The sequence below is a fragment of the Microbacterium sp. KU4F genome (assembly GCF_056868075.1).
This window is the reverse complement of sequence record NZ_CP200324.1, coordinates 3,017,934-3,032,149: the sequence shown is the minus strand read 5'-3', so window position 1 is coordinate 3,032,149 and position 14,216 is coordinate 3,017,934. Positions and strand designations below refer to the sequence as shown.

The 14,216-nt window shown below is 67.8% G+C and carries 15 protein-coding genes; 10 read left to right on the top strand and 5 right to left on the bottom strand.

Features of this window, described 5'->3' with window-relative positions; genetic code table 11:
- Positions 1-59: 59 nt before the first annotated feature.
- Positions 60-1,184, bottom strand: coding sequence for a BMP family lipoprotein (locus tag AC1VNH_RS15065; RefSeq protein ID WP_483112329.1), 1,125 nt, complete (start codon positions 1,182-1,184; stop codon positions 60-62).
- 172 nt (positions 1,185-1,356) lie between these two features.
- Positions 1,357-2,472 (bottom strand): mannose-1-phosphate guanylyltransferase, encoded by a 1,116-nt coding sequence (locus AC1VNH_RS15060; protein WP_483112328.1) that lies wholly within the window; start codon positions 2,470-2,472, stop codon positions 1,357-1,359.
- A gap of 229 nt (positions 2,473-2,701) precedes the next feature.
- On the opposite strand from AC1VNH_RS15060, the gene sdhC reads away from it, so the two are divergent.
- From sdhC to AC1VNH_RS15020, 8 genes are all read left to right on the top strand, one after another.
- On the top strand, positions 2,702-3,136 hold the full coding sequence (sdhC, locus tag AC1VNH_RS15055; protein ID WP_243226944.1) for a succinate dehydrogenase, cytochrome b556 subunit: 435 nt from the start codon (positions 2,702-2,704) through the stop codon (positions 3,134-3,136).
- A complete protein-coding gene (locus tag AC1VNH_RS15050) occupies positions 3,136-3,579 on the top strand; it encodes a succinate dehydrogenase hydrophobic membrane anchor subunit (protein WP_483112327.1) in 444 nt (147 codons plus the stop codon). Before sdhC ends, AC1VNH_RS15050 begins: the two co-directional genes overlap by 1 nt.
- Positions 3,580-3,625: 46 nt before the next feature.
- Positions 3,626-5,455: a succinate dehydrogenase flavoprotein subunit gene (gene sdhA / locus AC1VNH_RS15045; RefSeq protein WP_483112326.1), complete on the top strand. Its 1,830-nt coding sequence runs from the start codon at positions 3,626-3,628 to the stop codon at positions 5,453-5,455.
- Positions 5,456-5,457: 2 nt separating this feature from the next.
- Positions 5,458-6,237, top strand: a complete 780-nt coding sequence (locus AC1VNH_RS15040) for a succinate dehydrogenase iron-sulfur subunit (RefSeq protein WP_243226941.1) — start codon at positions 5,458-5,460, stop codon at positions 6,235-6,237.
- A 43-nt stretch (positions 6,238-6,280) separates the two neighbouring features.
- A complete protein-coding gene (locus AC1VNH_RS15035; protein ID WP_483112325.1) occupies positions 6,281-7,507 on the top strand; it encodes a YihY/virulence factor BrkB family protein in 1,227 nt (408 codons plus the stop codon).
- A gap of 103 nt (positions 7,508-7,610) precedes the next feature.
- Positions 7,611-8,267, top strand: coding sequence for a hypothetical protein (locus AC1VNH_RS15030; RefSeq protein WP_483112323.1), 657 nt, complete (start codon positions 7,611-7,613; stop codon positions 8,265-8,267).
- Positions 8,264-8,599 (top strand): hypothetical protein, encoded by a 336-nt coding sequence (locus tag AC1VNH_RS15025; RefSeq protein ID WP_483112322.1) that lies wholly within the window; start codon positions 8,264-8,266, stop codon positions 8,597-8,599. The genes AC1VNH_RS15030 and AC1VNH_RS15025 overlap by 4 nt, the downstream gene beginning before the upstream one ends.
- Positions 8,596-9,315: a hypothetical protein gene (locus tag AC1VNH_RS15020; RefSeq protein WP_483112321.1), complete on the top strand. Its 720-nt coding sequence runs from the start codon at positions 8,596-8,598 to the stop codon at positions 9,313-9,315. Before AC1VNH_RS15025 ends, AC1VNH_RS15020 begins: the two co-directional genes overlap by 4 nt.
- A 31-nt stretch (positions 9,316-9,346) precedes the next feature.
- Here AC1VNH_RS15020 and AC1VNH_RS15015 read toward each other — a convergent pair whose 3' ends face one another.
- Positions 9,347-9,802: a hypothetical protein gene (locus AC1VNH_RS15015; RefSeq protein WP_483112319.1), complete on the bottom strand. Its 456-nt coding sequence runs from the start codon at positions 9,800-9,802 to the stop codon at positions 9,347-9,349.
- Positions 9,803-9,858: 56 nt separating this feature from the next.
- Between AC1VNH_RS15015 and AC1VNH_RS15010 the strand changes: the two genes are divergently transcribed.
- Positions 9,859-10,707, top strand: coding sequence for an exodeoxyribonuclease III (locus AC1VNH_RS15010; protein WP_483112318.1), 849 nt, complete (start codon positions 9,859-9,861; stop codon positions 10,705-10,707).
- Positions 10,708-10,746: 39 nt separating this feature from the next.
- Positions 10,747-11,751, top strand: a complete 1,005-nt coding sequence (trpS, locus tag AC1VNH_RS15005) for a tryptophan--tRNA ligase (RefSeq protein ID WP_308220868.1) — start codon at positions 10,747-10,749, stop codon at positions 11,749-11,751.
- 493 nt (positions 11,752-12,244) lie between these two features.
- On the opposite strand, the gene AC1VNH_RS15000 is transcribed toward trpS, so the two are convergent.
- Together AC1VNH_RS15000 and AC1VNH_RS14995 are read right to left on the bottom strand one after the other, a co-directional pair.
- Positions 12,245-13,084 (bottom strand): hypothetical protein, encoded by an 840-nt coding sequence (locus AC1VNH_RS15000; RefSeq protein WP_483112317.1) that lies wholly within the window; start codon positions 13,082-13,084, stop codon positions 12,245-12,247.
- A 386-nt stretch (positions 13,085-13,470) separates the two neighbouring features.
- Positions 13,471-14,202 carry a FadR/GntR family transcriptional regulator gene (locus AC1VNH_RS14995; RefSeq protein WP_483112316.1) on the bottom strand — a complete coding sequence of 244 codons (732 nt, stop codon included), beginning with the start codon at positions 14,200-14,202 and terminating at the stop codon, positions 13,471-13,473.
- Positions 14,203-14,216 lie beyond the last annotated feature (14 nt).

Genomic DNA, 14,216 nt, shown 5'->3' with positions numbered 1-14,216 from the left:
GAACGGGACTCGGGGCGAGCGGCTGGAAAGCCACTCGCCCCGAGGTGGTGCGGTTCAGATCAAGAACCGGCGGGAGAGTTCTTCGAGGTGACCGTGATGGTCCCCGCGACGATGTCGTCCTGGAGCTTGGTCAGCTCGTCGGTCAGGCCCTCCGGCAGCTGCGACTCGAAGTCGTGGAAGCTCGAGAGCTTGACGCCCTCGTTCTTCAGCGTGCCGACGTAGGGGGTCGGGTCGAACTCGCCCTTGGAGGCGGCGATGGTCGCGTCGTAGACGGCGACGTCGATCGCCTTCATGATCGAGACCAGCGTGATGTCGGCGACGCTGTCGTCGGCGACGGCGAGGTCGCTGTCGACACCGAGCATGAGCGTGTTCTTTCCGCTGTCGGCGATGGCCGCCGCGGCGCTCTTGTAGATCGGTCCACCCACGGGCAGGATCACGTCGACGCCCTGGTCGAGCACACCCTGAGCCGTCTGCTTCGCGGTGTCGTTCGCATCGAAGCCACCGGTGAACGAGCCCTCCTGCGTGTCGGCGTTCCAGCCGAAGAGCTGGACGTTCGCGCCCTTGTCCTCGTTGTACTTCTCGACGCCCATGGCATAACCGTCCATGAAGACGGCGACCGAGGGGATCTGCATGCCACCGAAGGTGCCGACCTTGTTGACGCCGTCCTTGGCGGACCAGGCAGCGGCGGCGTAACCGCCGAGGTACGCGGCCTCGGCCGTGTTGAAGACCAGCGGCTTGATGTTGGGCGCGTCGGTCTTGCCGTCGAAGTCCGTGTCGGCGTAGTCGTCGATGATCGCGAAGTCGAGATCCGGGTTCGCGTTGGCGGCTTCGACGGTCGCGGCGGCGAGCTTGAAGCCGACGGCGATCACGAGGGTGCAACCCTCGGAGATGGCGGTCTGCATGTTCGGCGCGTAGTCGTTGTCATTGGTCGACTCGAACTCGAGCGGGGTGACGCCGAGCTCCTTGGCCGCCTTGTCCATGCCGTTCTTGGCCGACTCGTTGAACGACTTGTCGTCCCAGCCGCCCGCGTCGGAGACCAAGCACGGCTTGAAGCCGTCGACGACGTCGGATGCGGAGCCGCTCGTCGTTTCGGTCGTGGGGGCGGAACCACAGCCGGCCAGCAGCACCGCGGTGGCCGCGATCGCCAGGCCGCTGAGCAGCGCCTTGGTCGTCGTCTTCTTCACGAGTCCTCCATCAAGAGACGTGGGAATGCCCCGGCAGTTCCGGGGACGGATGCGGCAACGTTACCCAATGTGACGCGCGCACAACGGGCCGAGCGGCAGGCCGCAACGCAATGGTTACAAACGGCCCGTGACGCGCGTCTCGTCCGGCTGCGGCGCGGCGCCGCATCCGGTGTCAGAGCACGTCGCCGCGGCCGTTGAGTTTCAGCGCGTCGACGACCTGCTTGACCCGCTGCGCGTGCTCGGTCGTGGTGACCAGAAGAGCATCGGGGGTGTCGACCACGACGATGTCCTGCACGCCGATGAGGCTGATCACGCGCTGCGTCTGCGTCACCACGATGCCACTGGAGGCGTCGGAGAGGATCCGCGCGTGCTCGCCGAGCACCGCGAGGTCGTTCTTCCGGCCGTTCGAGACGAGCTTGGTGAGGCTCGCGAAGTCGCCCACGTCGTCCCAGTCGAAGTGGCCGGGGATGACGCCCAGCTTGCCCTTGGCTGCCGCAGGCTCTGCGACCGTGTAGTCGATCGCGATCTTCTTCAGGGCGGGCCAGATGCGATCGACCGCCGGGCCGCGGCGATCGCGGTCATCCCAGGCATCCGCCAGTTCGACCAGGCCCGCGTGCAGCTCGGGCTCGTTCGCCTCGATCTCTGCCAGCAGCACATCCGCGCGCGAGATGAACATCCCGGCGTTCCACGAGTAGGCGCGATCGGTGAAGTACTCGCGCGCCGTGGCGAGATCGGGCTTCTCGACGAATCGCTCGACGAGCGCCGCCTCCGGAGCGCCGTCGATGATCAGCTCGTCGGCCTTCTTGATGTACCCGAACCCGGTCGAGGGCTCCGACGGCTGGATGCCGATCGTGCAGATGTACCCGGCACGCGCCACCGCGACCGCCTGACGCACAGCGAAGTCGAAGACCCGAGAGCCCTGGATCACGTGGTCTGCGGCGAAGGAGCCGATCACGACATCGGGCTCGCGCCGCACCAGGATGGCCGCGGCCAGGCCGATCGCCGCGGTGGAATCGCGCGGCTCGGATTCGAGGAACACGTTCTTGTCGGGGATACCGGGCAGTTGCTTCTCGACGGCGGCGCGGTGCGCACGCCCGGTCACGACCGCGATCCGGTCGTGGCCGGCCAGCGGCTCCAGGCGGTCCCAGGTGTCGCGCAGCAGCGTCTGACCGGAGCCGGTCAGATCGTGCAAGAACTTCGGAGCGTCGGCCCGCGAGAGCGGCCAGAGCCTGCTGCCGATGCCGCCGGCCGGAATGACGGCGTAAAAACCCTCGATCTCATTCCCCATACCGGACACCCTATCCGTCGCATATGTCACGCGAATGTCGGCGGCCGAACGCTCGAGCCACCGGCGCCGCCGGTCCATTTATCTCGACGTCGAGATTGTTAGGTTCGCCTAAAGGGCGCCGTCGTGCTGCGGCGAATACACTGTCGGCAGCGCCCGCGTGACGCAGGGGACCAGCAAAAACCCCGAAGGGCAACGCCTGCCCCACCGTGTTCGATCAGGGAGGACGACCGTGGCTGCACCGGCACGCGTCACACCATCGCTCGCTCAGACGACGTCCAAGACGCCGCGCGGAACGCTGTACCGCGGCAACGAGGGCATGTGGTCGTGGGTGCTGCACCGCATCACGGGTGTGTCGATCTTCTTCTTCCTCCTCGTGCACGTGCTCGACACCGCCCTCATCCGCGTCTCCCCCGAGGCGTACGACGCGGTCATCGGCACCTACAAGAACCCCGTGATGGGCATTGGCGAGGTCGTGCTCGTCGCCGCGATCGCGTACCACGCCTACAACGGCCTGCGCATCATCGTCGTCGACTTCTGGTCGAAGGGCGCGCGCTACCAGCGTCAGCTCTGGTGGATCGTGCTGGGCCTGTGGGCGGTCACGATGCTCGGCTTCGCGCCGCGCCACCTCATGAACGTCTTCGCCGCGACGGGAGGCGGTCACTGATGAGCGCGACGATCGCCGATCCCCGCAGCCCGTTCTCGGCCCCCCGGCGCAAGGGCCCCAACCTCGAGAAGTGGGGCTGGGTCTACATGCGCGCCTCGGGTCTCGTGCTCGTGGTGCTGATCTTCGGACACCTCTTCGTCAACCTCCTGACGGGCGACGGCATCCACCAGATCGACTTCGCGTTCGTCGCCGGCAAGCTCTCCTCGCCGTTCTGGCAGTGGTGGGATGTCGCGATGCTCTGGCTCGCCCTCATCCACGGCGGCAACGGCATGCGCACGATCGTCAACGACTACGTCACGCACGCCACCACGCGGCGCGTTCTCGTCTGGGCGATCTGGATCGTGTCGGCCTTCCTGATCCTGCTCGGCACGCTCGTCGTCTTCACCTTCGACCCCTGCCTCGGCGTGACCAGCGACAGCGTGATGTGGGAGGTGTGCCAGTAGGCACGCCGCACCCCACGGATCAGAACAGACAAGAGGAATCCCACCTGTGAGCACTCACTCCACCGCGGACACCGTCGTCAAGGACGGTGTCTACTACCACCAGTTCGACATCGTGATCGTCGGCGCCGGCGGCGCCGGGATGCGGGCGGCGATCGAGGCCGGCCCCGGCGCCAAGACCGCCGTCATCTCCAAGCTGTACCCCACCCGCTCGCACACGGGTGCGGCGCAGGGCGGTATGGCCGCGGCCCTCGCCAACGTCGAAGAGGACTCCTGGGAGTGGCACACGTTCGACACGATCAAGGGCGGCGACTACCTCGTCGACCAGGATGCGGCGGAGATCCTCGCCAAGGAGGCCATCGACGCGGTCATCGACCTCGAGAACATGGGCCTGCCGTTCAACCGCACCCCCGACGGCAAGATCGACCAGCGTCGTTTCGGCGGCCACACCGCCGACCACGGCAAGAGCCCGGTGCGTCGCGCCTGCTATGCCGCCGACCGTACCGGCCACATGATCCTGCAGACGTTGTTCCAGAACTGCGTGAAGCTCGGCATCAACTTCTTCAACGAGTTCTACGTGCTCGATCTGATCACGGTCGACGACGACGGCGCCACGAAGGTCGCCGGCGTCGTCGCGTACGAGCTGGCCACCGGCGATCTGCACGTCTTCCAGTCGAAGGCCGTCGTGTTCGCCACGGGCGGCTTCGGAAAGATCTTCAAGACCACCTCCAACGCCCACACCCTCACCGGTGACGGCGTCGGCATCGTCTGGCGCAAGGGACTCCCGCTGGAGGACATGGAATTCTTCCAGTTCCACCCGACCGGCCTCGCCGGCCTCGGCATCCTCCTCACCGAGGGTGCGCGTGGCGAAGGCGCCATCCTGCGCAACGCCTCGGGCGAGCGCTTCATGGAGCGCTACGCGCCGACCATCAAGGACCTCGCGCCGCGCGACATCGTCAGCCGCTGCATGGTGCAGGAGGTCGAGGAGGGTCGCGGCGCCGGCCCGCACAAAGACTACGTGCTCCTGGACTGCACGCACCTGGGGGCGGAGGTTCTCGAGACCAAGCTCCCCGACATCACCGAGTTCGCCCGCACCTATCTCGGCGTCGACCCGGTCGTCGAGCCCGTGCCGGTGATGCCGACGGCGCACTACGCCATGGGCGGCATCCCGACCAACATCGAGGCCGAGGTCCTGAGCGACAACGACACCGTCGTTCCCGGTCTCTACGCCGCGGGCGAGTGCGCGTGCGTCTCGGTGCATGGCTCCAACCGCCTCGGCACCAACTCCCTGCTCGACATCAACGTGTTCGGAAAGCGCGCCGGACGCAACGCGGTCAAGTACGTCCAGAGCGGCGCGGACTTCGTCCCGCTTCCCGAAGACCCGGCCCGCGAGGTGCGCGAGATGATCGAGGGTCTGCGCAACAACCCCGGCACCGAGCGCATCGCGGTGCTGCGCAAGACGCTCCAGGACGAGATGGACCGCAAGGCCCAGGTGTTCCGCACCGACCAGTCCCTCGGTGAGGTCATGCTCGTCATCGCCGAGCTGCGTGAGCGCTACAAGAACATCCACGTCGACGACAAGGGCAAGCGGTACAACACCGATCTGCTCGAGGCGGTCGAGCTCGGCTTCCTCCTCGACATCGCCGAGGTCGTCGCCGTCGCCGCGCGCAACCGCAAGGAGAGCCGCGGCGGCCACATGCGCGACGACTACCCGACGCGTGACGACGAGAACTACATGAAGCACACGATGTCCTACCTGTCGGGCGATGCGCACTCCTCACACCCGGAGGACCACATCCGCCTCGATTGGAAGCCGGTCGTCTTCACCAAGGACGAGGCCGGGGAACTGCGCTACCCGCCGCTGGAGAGGAAGTACTGAGCATGGCCGCCACCGCCATCGCCGAGACCACCACCGAGGCCCCCGAGGTGCAGGAGACCAACGACTCCGGCATCCAGGCGTTCCTGGTCACCTTCATCGTGCGCCGGTTCAACCCGGAGCTGGACGACGAACCGCGCTGGGTCGACTACGATGTCGAGGTCTATTCCACCGACCGCGTGCTCGACGCCCTGCACAAGATCAAGTGGGAGGTCGACGGTTCGCTCGCCTTCCGCCGCTCGTGCGCCCACGGCATCTGCGGCTCGGACGCCATGCGCATCAACGGTCGCAACCGCCTCGCCTGCAAGACACTGATCAAGGACCTCGACATCTCGAAGCCCATCTACGTCGAGGCGATCAAGGGCCTGCCGCTGGAGAAGGATCTCATCGTCGACATGGAGCCCTTCTTCGCGTCCTACCGCGAGGTACAGCCGTTCCTGATCGCGAACTCCACGCCCGAGAAGGGCAAGGAGCGCGTGCAGTCGATCGTCGACCGCGAGCGCTTCGACGACACCACGAAGTGCATCCTCTGCGCCGCGTGCACCTCGTCGTGCCCCGTGTTCTGGACCGACGGCCAATACTTCGGCCCCGCCGCCATCGTCAACGCCCACCGCTTCATCTTCGACTCGCGCGACGACGCCGGCGATGTGCGTCTGGACATCCTCAACGACAAGGAAGGCGTGTGGCGCTGCCGCACCACCTTCAACTGCACCGAGGCCTGCCCGCGCGGCATCCAGGTGACCAAGGCGATCGCCGAGGTGAAGCAGGCGGTCCTCCGCGGCTGACCGGATGCGAAGCCTCGCCGCCCGATCTCGCTAGGGTGAGGGCGTGAGGCGAGCTGCGGAGGAACACGCCGACGTGCGATTCGTGCTGCCCCAAGACGAGAGCTCCTTGCGCGAGCGGTGGGATTCGGCGCAGGCGAACCTGCGCGAACGTCTGGATGAGCCGATCGAGAAGGCGACGGAACTCACCCGCCGCACCCTCGCCTGGTTCCCCATCCGAGTCTGGCGACACTTCCTCCAGCACAACGGCTTCCTGCTGGCCGCCGGCGTCAGTTACCAATCCCTGTTCGCGATCTTCGCCGGCATCTACCTCGCGGCCGCGGCGGTCGGGGTCTGGCTCGGGGGCGACGACGCGGCCGTGCACCAGCTGATCGACATCGTCAACAGCTACATCCCCGCCCTCATCAGCGAGAGCGGACTGGTCAAGCCGAGCCAGGTCGAGGCCGTCGCCTCGCAGAGCAGCGGGGGCCTGCTGCCGGTGACCGGAGCGATCGCGCTCGTGGTGGTCATCTGGACGGCCATCGGGTTCATCACCTACACCCGTCGCGCGGTGCGCGACACATTCGGCCTGCCCTTCGACTCCCGTAGCTACCTGATGCTGAAGGCCCGGGACCTCCTGGCCGCCGCACTGTTCGGGATCGCGTTGCTCGCCGGCTGGGTGCTCGTGCAGATCACCACCTGGGCACTGGATCTGCTGGCCGGCATCCTGCAGTGGCAGCCGGACTCGACGTGGTCGACCATCCTCGCCCGCGCGCTCAGCCTGGTGGTCGCGTTCCTGGTCAACGCTGTCGCACTCGCCCTGCTCTTCCGTTTCCTGACCGGCGCGTCGCTGCGTTGGCGCCGCATCTGGCCGGGGTCGATCCTCGGCGGCGCTGCTCTCGCCCTGCTGCAGGTGGGCGCCGGTCTCCTGCTGCGATACACGCCGAGCAACCCGCTCATCGCGACGTTCGCCATCTTCATCGGGTTCCTGCTGTGGTTCCGGATCACCGGCATCGTGATCCTCGTGGCCGCGGCGTGGATCGCGGTCTCCACATCCGATCGCGACCTGCCGCTGGTCGAGCTGAGCGATGCCGAGCGCGAAGCACTCGAGCGACGAGCGCTGCTCATCGCGGCTCATGTCCGTCTCCGAGAGGCGAGGAACGCCCTCGCCTCCGCTCCATGGTGGCGGCGGCCGCGCGCGGCACGTGCCGAAAGGCGAGCGCGCCGCGACCTGGCGGCGCTCGACGGCGACGACACCGCTGCTCCCGCGCACCTGCGGGACCTCCTCGACTGACGGGAGTGTGGACAACCGCCGATGGGCGAACGTCCGTCCCCGTATGGTGGTGAAGCGCCGCCCGCCCCGCGAAGCCTCCCCGGGAGACGAAAGTGACGAACCCATGATCGACGTAAACACGCGCATCGACGCGCTCATCACATCGAGCATGGAGGATAAGACCACCCTCGCCTCCATGCGCCTCCATCCACTTCGACTCGTCGAGGGCCATGACCCGTCCGGCCTTGTGAGCGTGCGCTGGGAGGGCGACCAGGTCACCCTCACTGTCTCGAACGGATGGGAACGCACGCTCTCCGCCGATGAGCTCAACGGCGCAGTGATCGCTGCCATGACCGATGCGCTCGCCCGCCGTTACGACGAGACGGCACTGCGCGCCGGTGACGAACTCATCGAGTCTCCCTCGGTTGTCCCGCCCCAACTCGATCTTCGACCGTTCGCGAAAGACCCCGGCTTCGCCGCCGCCATCCGACGTCCAGATTTTCCCGAACGCCTGCGCGCTCTCATCACGGAGACCGAACGACGAACGGCGCTGCGTCAGCTCGGACGCGGCCCGGCGGGCATCGTCACGGCCCGGCTCGGACACGACGGCGCCGTCACTGCGTTGCTCGTCGACGCCGAACAGGCGGAAGGGCGCAGCGGTACCGACATCTCGCGGGATGCAGCCGCAGCGATCGCCCATGCACGCCGTCACTGCGCAGGCACCGACGACGAGACACGGCCGCTCACGGCCACCGAGGCTATCGAGGTACTGAACGCATGAGCGATGAACTGATCACCGTCGATGTGTCGGACTTGCGCTCCGACGCGAAGCTGTGGCGCACGGCCGCGGGCCATGTCGAGAAGGCCGTCGCGTGCGCCCGAGAGCAGGCCCTGCCCAACGAGGCGTTCATGATGGCCGGTATCAGCGTCGCCGCGGGGTACCGCGCACTGGCGACGCAGCTAATCGGGCGGATGACGGATGGGCACGCTCAGCTCACCGGCCTGGCGGCGGCACTCGTCGAGATAGCCGGAGAGTTCGAGCAGTACGAACTGGACACGATGGCCGCCGTCGACGCGCTCGGCGACCAACTCGGAGAGGATTTCGACGTATGAGCAGCGGAGCCGCCGCGGTCGACGCGGCGTTGGAAGAGATCATCGAGAAGATCCGGAGCTTCACCCACGCCGTCGATAGCGCGCTACGTCTGGTTCCCAATGTCCTGTTGGATCTGCTGGGCGATGCTCTGGCGAAGTGGAACGAGTTCTGCCGCAAGGTCGATGCATTCTTCGCCATCGTCGAGGAGATCTTCTCCTACGGGTGGGGTGACGCCGACGCACTGCGACGGGCAGCAGAACGCTGGCAGACGTGCGCTTCCGACCTGCTCGAGAGCGCATACGATCTTCTCTCCCACGACGCCATCAAGGCGGACACCTCGTGGTCAGGAGGGGCGGGAGATCTCTACGCGGCACGATTCCAGGATCAGATCGACGAACTGCGCAACTCGCAGGACGCCACCGAACGTCTCTCGACAGTCCTCGAGGATCACGCCGAAGCTCTCGACACGTTCTACGCGAACCTGACCGCCGGTCTCATCGGCGCGGGTGCGAGTTTAGGGGGTCTCGTCGTCAGCGCCATTGCGCTCGTCCCACCGGTGACCCCAATCGGCGTGGTGGGCCTCATCGTGTCAGCGATCGGGCTCATCGTCAGCCTGTATTACCTCTTCAAGAACGAGGTGGCCGACCTCGAGCGGATGGGCGAGATCGGTGCCGAGGCGCTCGAGCAGGCTCGTTCCGAGTCGTCGCTGGCATGGCCGAAGATCGTCACGACCTGAGAGGACCCTGCACCGCAGGGAGCCGCTATCTTCATCCCTGCGGCGGCAGACTTCTGATCGCGCGAGCGGCGAACGCAACGTAGACCCCCGGCAGCACGAGCGAGACGGCGATGGCGGCCGGCACCGCGATCGCCACGACATCGGCTGAAAGCACAGCGTCGAGCACGAGGGTCAGCACCAGCGCCGCACCACCGAACCCGATCATCAGCCCGAGGGTCATTCCGAACGCGGATCCCGCCATGGGGTAGCGGCGAGTGAGCGCATTCGCGACGGCAGCGACCCCCCAGGAGCCCGTCACCACCAGAGCCAGCCCCACACCATCCCGCACGGCCACCTGGCGGTCGACAGGCAACAACAGCTCGAGCGCGAGCACGGCAACAAGGAACCCAACCGAGAACCACGCCCCTGCGAGGGCGATCCGCCGCGCCGACGAGAGCGTGGCGCGCAGGTTCTCGGGACCGTACGGCTTGGAGGTCTGCGATGACATTGCCCCAGGCTACCCAGACCAATCAGGTGTCGGCGGCGGCGGATACGCTGAAAGACGTGTCACGAACCCTTCGCATCGCCTCTATCAACGTCAACGGAATCCGGGCCGCCGTGAGAAACGGCATGGCGGGCTGGCTCGACAGTGCCGAGGTCGACATCCTGACGCTGCAAGAGGTGCGCGCCGAGCTCGCCCATCTGGAGAGCGCGCTGCCGGGTTGGGAGCTCGTTCACGACGAGTCGCTCACCAAGGGGCGCTCCGGAGTGGCGGTGGCCAGCCGCATCCCGATCACCGCATCCCGCATCGAACTCGGCGACGAGAGCGTCGACTCTCGCGGCCGGTGGATCGAGGCCGACGTCGAGGTCGACGGCGAGCAGCTCACCGTGGTCAGCGCCTACGTGCATTCCGGCGAAGACGGCACTCCCCGGCAGGACGCGAAGTACGGATTCCTCGATGCGATGAGCGTGCGCCTCGTTGAGCTGGCGCAGAACGACGCGCTGGCGCTCGTCACCGGTGACCTCAACGTCGGGCATCGTCCGTTCGACATCAAGAACTGGCGCGGCAACCAGAAGAAGGCGGGCTTCCTCCCCCGCGAGCGCTCGTACTTCGACCGTTTCTTCGGCGATGCCGGGTCTCTGGTGACCGGCGTCGACGGGGTCGAGGGTGTTGGGCTCGGCTGGGTCGATGTGGGGCGCCGCTTCGCCGGCGAGGTGGACGGCCCGTACACGTGGTGGTCCAACCGCGGCCAGGCCTTCGACAATGACACCGGCTGGCGCATCGACTACCACATGGCCACGCCCGCCCTCGCAACACGAGTGGCGGATTACCGGGTGGCGCGGGCGGCGTCCTACGCCGAACGGTGGAGCGATCACGCCCCCGTGGTCGCCGACTACCGACTGGGCGCCTGAGGCGACGGCGCACCGCATCCGGGTCCGTAGAATCGACGGGTGAGCAAAGCGCGCCTGTACTCCGGAATGCAGCCCTCGGCCGATTCCCTCCAGATCGGCAACTACATCGGGGCCTTGCTGCAGTGGCGCGACCTGCAGGAGTCGTACGACGCGTTCTTCTCGGTCGTCGACCTGCACGCGCTCACGCAGCCGAACGACCCGGCCGAGCTCCGCGCGAAGACCCGGCGCACGGCCGCCCAGTACATTGCAGCCGGAATCGAGCCCTCCAAGTCGGCCCTGTACGTGCAGTCGCACGTTCCTGCGCACGCCGAGCTCGCCTGGGTCCTGTCGACGATTACCGGCTTCGGTGAGGCAGGCCGCATGACGCAGTTCAAGGACAAGTCGCAGCGGTACGGCAGCGACGCGACCAACGTGGGCCTGTTCACCTACCCGGTACTCATGGCGGCCGACATCCTGCTGTACCAGACCAACGTCGTGCCTGTCGGCGACGACCAGAAGCAGCACGTCGAGCTGACCCGCGACCTGGCCGAGCGTTTCAACGCGCGCTACGGCAAGACCTTCACCGTGCCGACCCCCGTCATCCAGCAGGACACGGCCCGCATCTACGACCTGCAGAACCCGACATCGAAGATGTCGAAGTCCGCGGAGTCCGACGCGGGTGTGCTCTGGCTGCTGGACGACCCGGCGGTCAGTGCGAAGAAGATCATGCGCGCGGTGACCGACTCCGAGGGCGTGGTGCGCTACGACCGCGAGACCAAACCCGGCGTCTCGAACCTGCTCGTGATCTTCGCCGCCCTCACGGGCCGCCAGATCCCCGCCATCGAGGACGAGTTCGCGGGCCGCGGCTACGGCGACTTCAAGAAGGCGCTGGCCGAGGTCGTCGTGTCGGAGTTCGGCCCGGTGCGCGAGCGTGCCTTGGCCATGCTCGACGACCCCGCCGAACTCGACCGCGCCCTGGCCGTCAACGCGCAGAAGGCCTCTGCCGTCGCGGAGCAGACCCTCGGCGACGTCTACGACCGCATCGGCCTGCTCCGTCGCAGCTGACACCGCGGCCGCCAGCGGCACGGCGGGGCCGGCGGCACGAACTCCTGCAGACGCCGCACCGCCGGAGAGTCCGGGGCACAGCTCAGCCGGTCCGTGCGCGGGCAGCTCTGCCGGTCTGCACCACCGGACGCGACCGCTTCTGCTGGCCCGCACCACCGGACGCGACCGCCTCTGCCGGCCCGAACTCCTGCAAACCCGCCTTCTGGGCTCCCCGCCAAAGCCAGACGTGACGGATTGCAGGAGTTCGGTCCGCCGTTGGCGCGATCCGTAGACCGGCGCGGGCATCGGCATGCTCACGGCGTGGGCGGGGTCGCCTCGACCGCACCCGGCACGAACTCCTGCGGATGCGCACCACTCCGGCGGCCACGCGTCCCCGTAGCCCGAAGCTGCAGGAGTTCGGGCTCTCGCCGGTCGACGCCCGCACGCGGCGGGTATCGGAAGCGCGCCGACCCGCGCTCGAGCCTCCAGCTCGGTCAGCCGCGCCCGACAGCGCTCAGTCGCTCGACGCGCGCGAGTCTCCGCGAGGTTTGCGTGCAAGAACCGCACCGAGCGCGGCACGCACCGCATCCGGTCGGTGGAAGACATCCTCCGCAAGGATGCGGAGAGTGACGTATCCCAACTCGGCTGCGGCGAGGTCGCGACGTCGGTCTCGGATCTGCTGTGCCACGTCGCCGTGGAACGCGCGGCTGTCGCACTCGACGATGAGCCATCCGTCGACGAGCAGATCCACCCTCCCCACGCCCCGAAGCCTGATCTGCAGCGAGGGACGGTAGCCCATGCTCCGCAGCATCAACCGCACGAGCGTCTCCGAGCCCGCTTCCGCTCGCGCATCGATGAGCTTTCGCAGCGGCCTGTAGCGCTGGGGAAGTCGGTCGAAGACGCGATCGAGATCGTCGCCATCGATCAGGCCCAGGTGCAGGGCGCTGTCGAGGCTCGCGACGGCGACCCTCGGCGGCTGACAGCGGCATGCCTGGGCGAGTGCCTCCACCAGATCAGCCTGGAGGTCGGCGCGGGCGCACGCGGACTCGCGCCAATGCGCTCGTATTCCCCGGCGACGCTGCGGCAGGCGCGAGTCCGTGCGGTCGAACTGCAGGTGGACCTCGTCCGCGGACAGGACGAAGACGCCGAATGCGCCGAGCAGCGAGACACAGTCGAGACGACCGCCCCACCTGGCAGCGACGAGGTGAGACTCGTGAACACCTCCCCAGACGTATCGCCCTCGTCGCACCCGGATGAGGTCGCCGCGGTCGAGCGCGTGCCGAATCGTGGCGCGGGTGTAGCCGCGGAGTCGAAGCTCAGCAGTGCGCAGGTAGGAGGGGGAAGCCAGCAGCATCCCGATAGCCTCACGGCCATCACGGACCGACCTGCGACGAGACCATCCGACGCGAGCAACTCGCCGCGCGATCAGGCCGGTGGAGAACACCCCCGGAACGGGATGGTCGCGATCGCGACGAGTGAACGGGCCGAACTCCTGCAGACATGGTGCCCCGTGGCGGCGGAGAGCACCCCACGCCGGATGTGCAGGAGTTCGGTACGGGCGGACGGGCAGGAGGTGGCGGGAGCGCCGGTCCCGTCGAGGAGAGCCACACGGCCCGAACTCCTGCAAAACCGCGTCCCTGGTACCCGGAGAAGCATCCGGCTACGGATGTGGAGGAGTTCGGGTCGGGACAGGCGCCCGCGCCGCGAGCCGACTCCGGTCAGAGCCAGCCGCGCCGCGGATCAGCCGCCGGCGAGGGCGTCGACGGCGAAGCGGATGTGGCGCTCGGCGAGGTCGGCGGCGGCAGCGCCGTCGTGTCGTTCGATGGCGTCGAGCAGCTCGACGTGCTGCGTGTGCAGCACCGCGGCCAACTGCTCCCAGTCCGCATAGTCGCGGAGGGCTTCGAGGATGCGGCCGCTCAGCGACTCCCGGATCGCGACCGTCATCGATGCGACGAGCCGGTTGCCGCCGGCCTGCGCGATCGCGACGTGGAACGCCGTGTCGGTGTCGTTGTACTCCGCGGGACCGAGGCCTGCGACCGCCCCGGCTTCCAGGACGGCGCGGATTGCCGCGATGGCGTCGGCATCGGCGTTCCGCGCGGCGAGTTCGGCGCTCGAGCGTTCGAGCACGATGCGCGCCTCGATGACATCCGGGTAGGGGTAGTTCGCGAGAGCGGCGTGCAGCCGCAGGAAGCGGGTGAGCGCCGCATCCGGCAGCGCGGCGACGAAGGTACCCGCGTCTGCGCCCGCTCCGACCTGGGCGCGCAGCACGCCCTGCCCTTCGAGAACACGCACGGCCTCGCGGACGCCCGCCCGGCTCACGCCCAGGCGCGCGGCGAGCTCGCGCTCCGAGGGAAGCGGATCACCCACCTGCAGCGACCCCGCCATGATCTGGTCCTCGATCGCCTGGATGACGAGTTCGTGCGCGCGACTGCGCTGCACAGGTGCCCATTCCGGGGTGCGCTGATCTGTCACCGGGGTATCCTCTC

Excerpts from the sequence above, each read along its gene's own strand:
- AC1VNH_RS15060 (WP_483112328.1), bottom strand. The coding sequence starts at position 2,472 with ATGGGGAATGAGATCGAGGGTTTTTACGCCGTCATTCCGGCCGGCGGC.
- AC1VNH_RS15050 (WP_483112327.1), top strand. The coding sequence starts at position 3,136 with ATGAGCGCGACGATCGCCGATCCCCGCAGCCCGTTCTCGGCCCCCCGG.
- AC1VNH_RS15040 (WP_243226941.1), top strand. The coding sequence starts at position 5,458 with ATGGCCGCCACCGCCATCGCCGAGACCACCACCGAGGCCCCCGAGGTG.
- AC1VNH_RS15030 (WP_483112323.1), top strand. The coding sequence starts at position 7,611 with ATGATCGACGTAAACACGCGCATCGACGCGCTCATCACATCGAGCATG.
- AC1VNH_RS15025 (WP_483112322.1), top strand. The coding sequence starts at position 8,264 with ATGAGCGATGAACTGATCACCGTCGATGTGTCGGACTTGCGCTCCGAC.
- AC1VNH_RS15020 (WP_483112321.1), top strand. The coding sequence starts at position 8,596 with ATGAGCAGCGGAGCCGCCGCGGTCGACGCGGCGTTGGAAGAGATCATC.
- AC1VNH_RS15015 (WP_483112319.1), bottom strand. The coding sequence starts at position 9,802 with ATGTCATCGCAGACCTCCAAGCCGTACGGTCCCGAGAACCTGCGCGCC.
- AC1VNH_RS15000 (WP_483112317.1), bottom strand. The coding sequence starts at position 13,084 with ATGCTGCTGGCTTCCCCCTCCTACCTGCGCACTGCTGAGCTTCGACTC.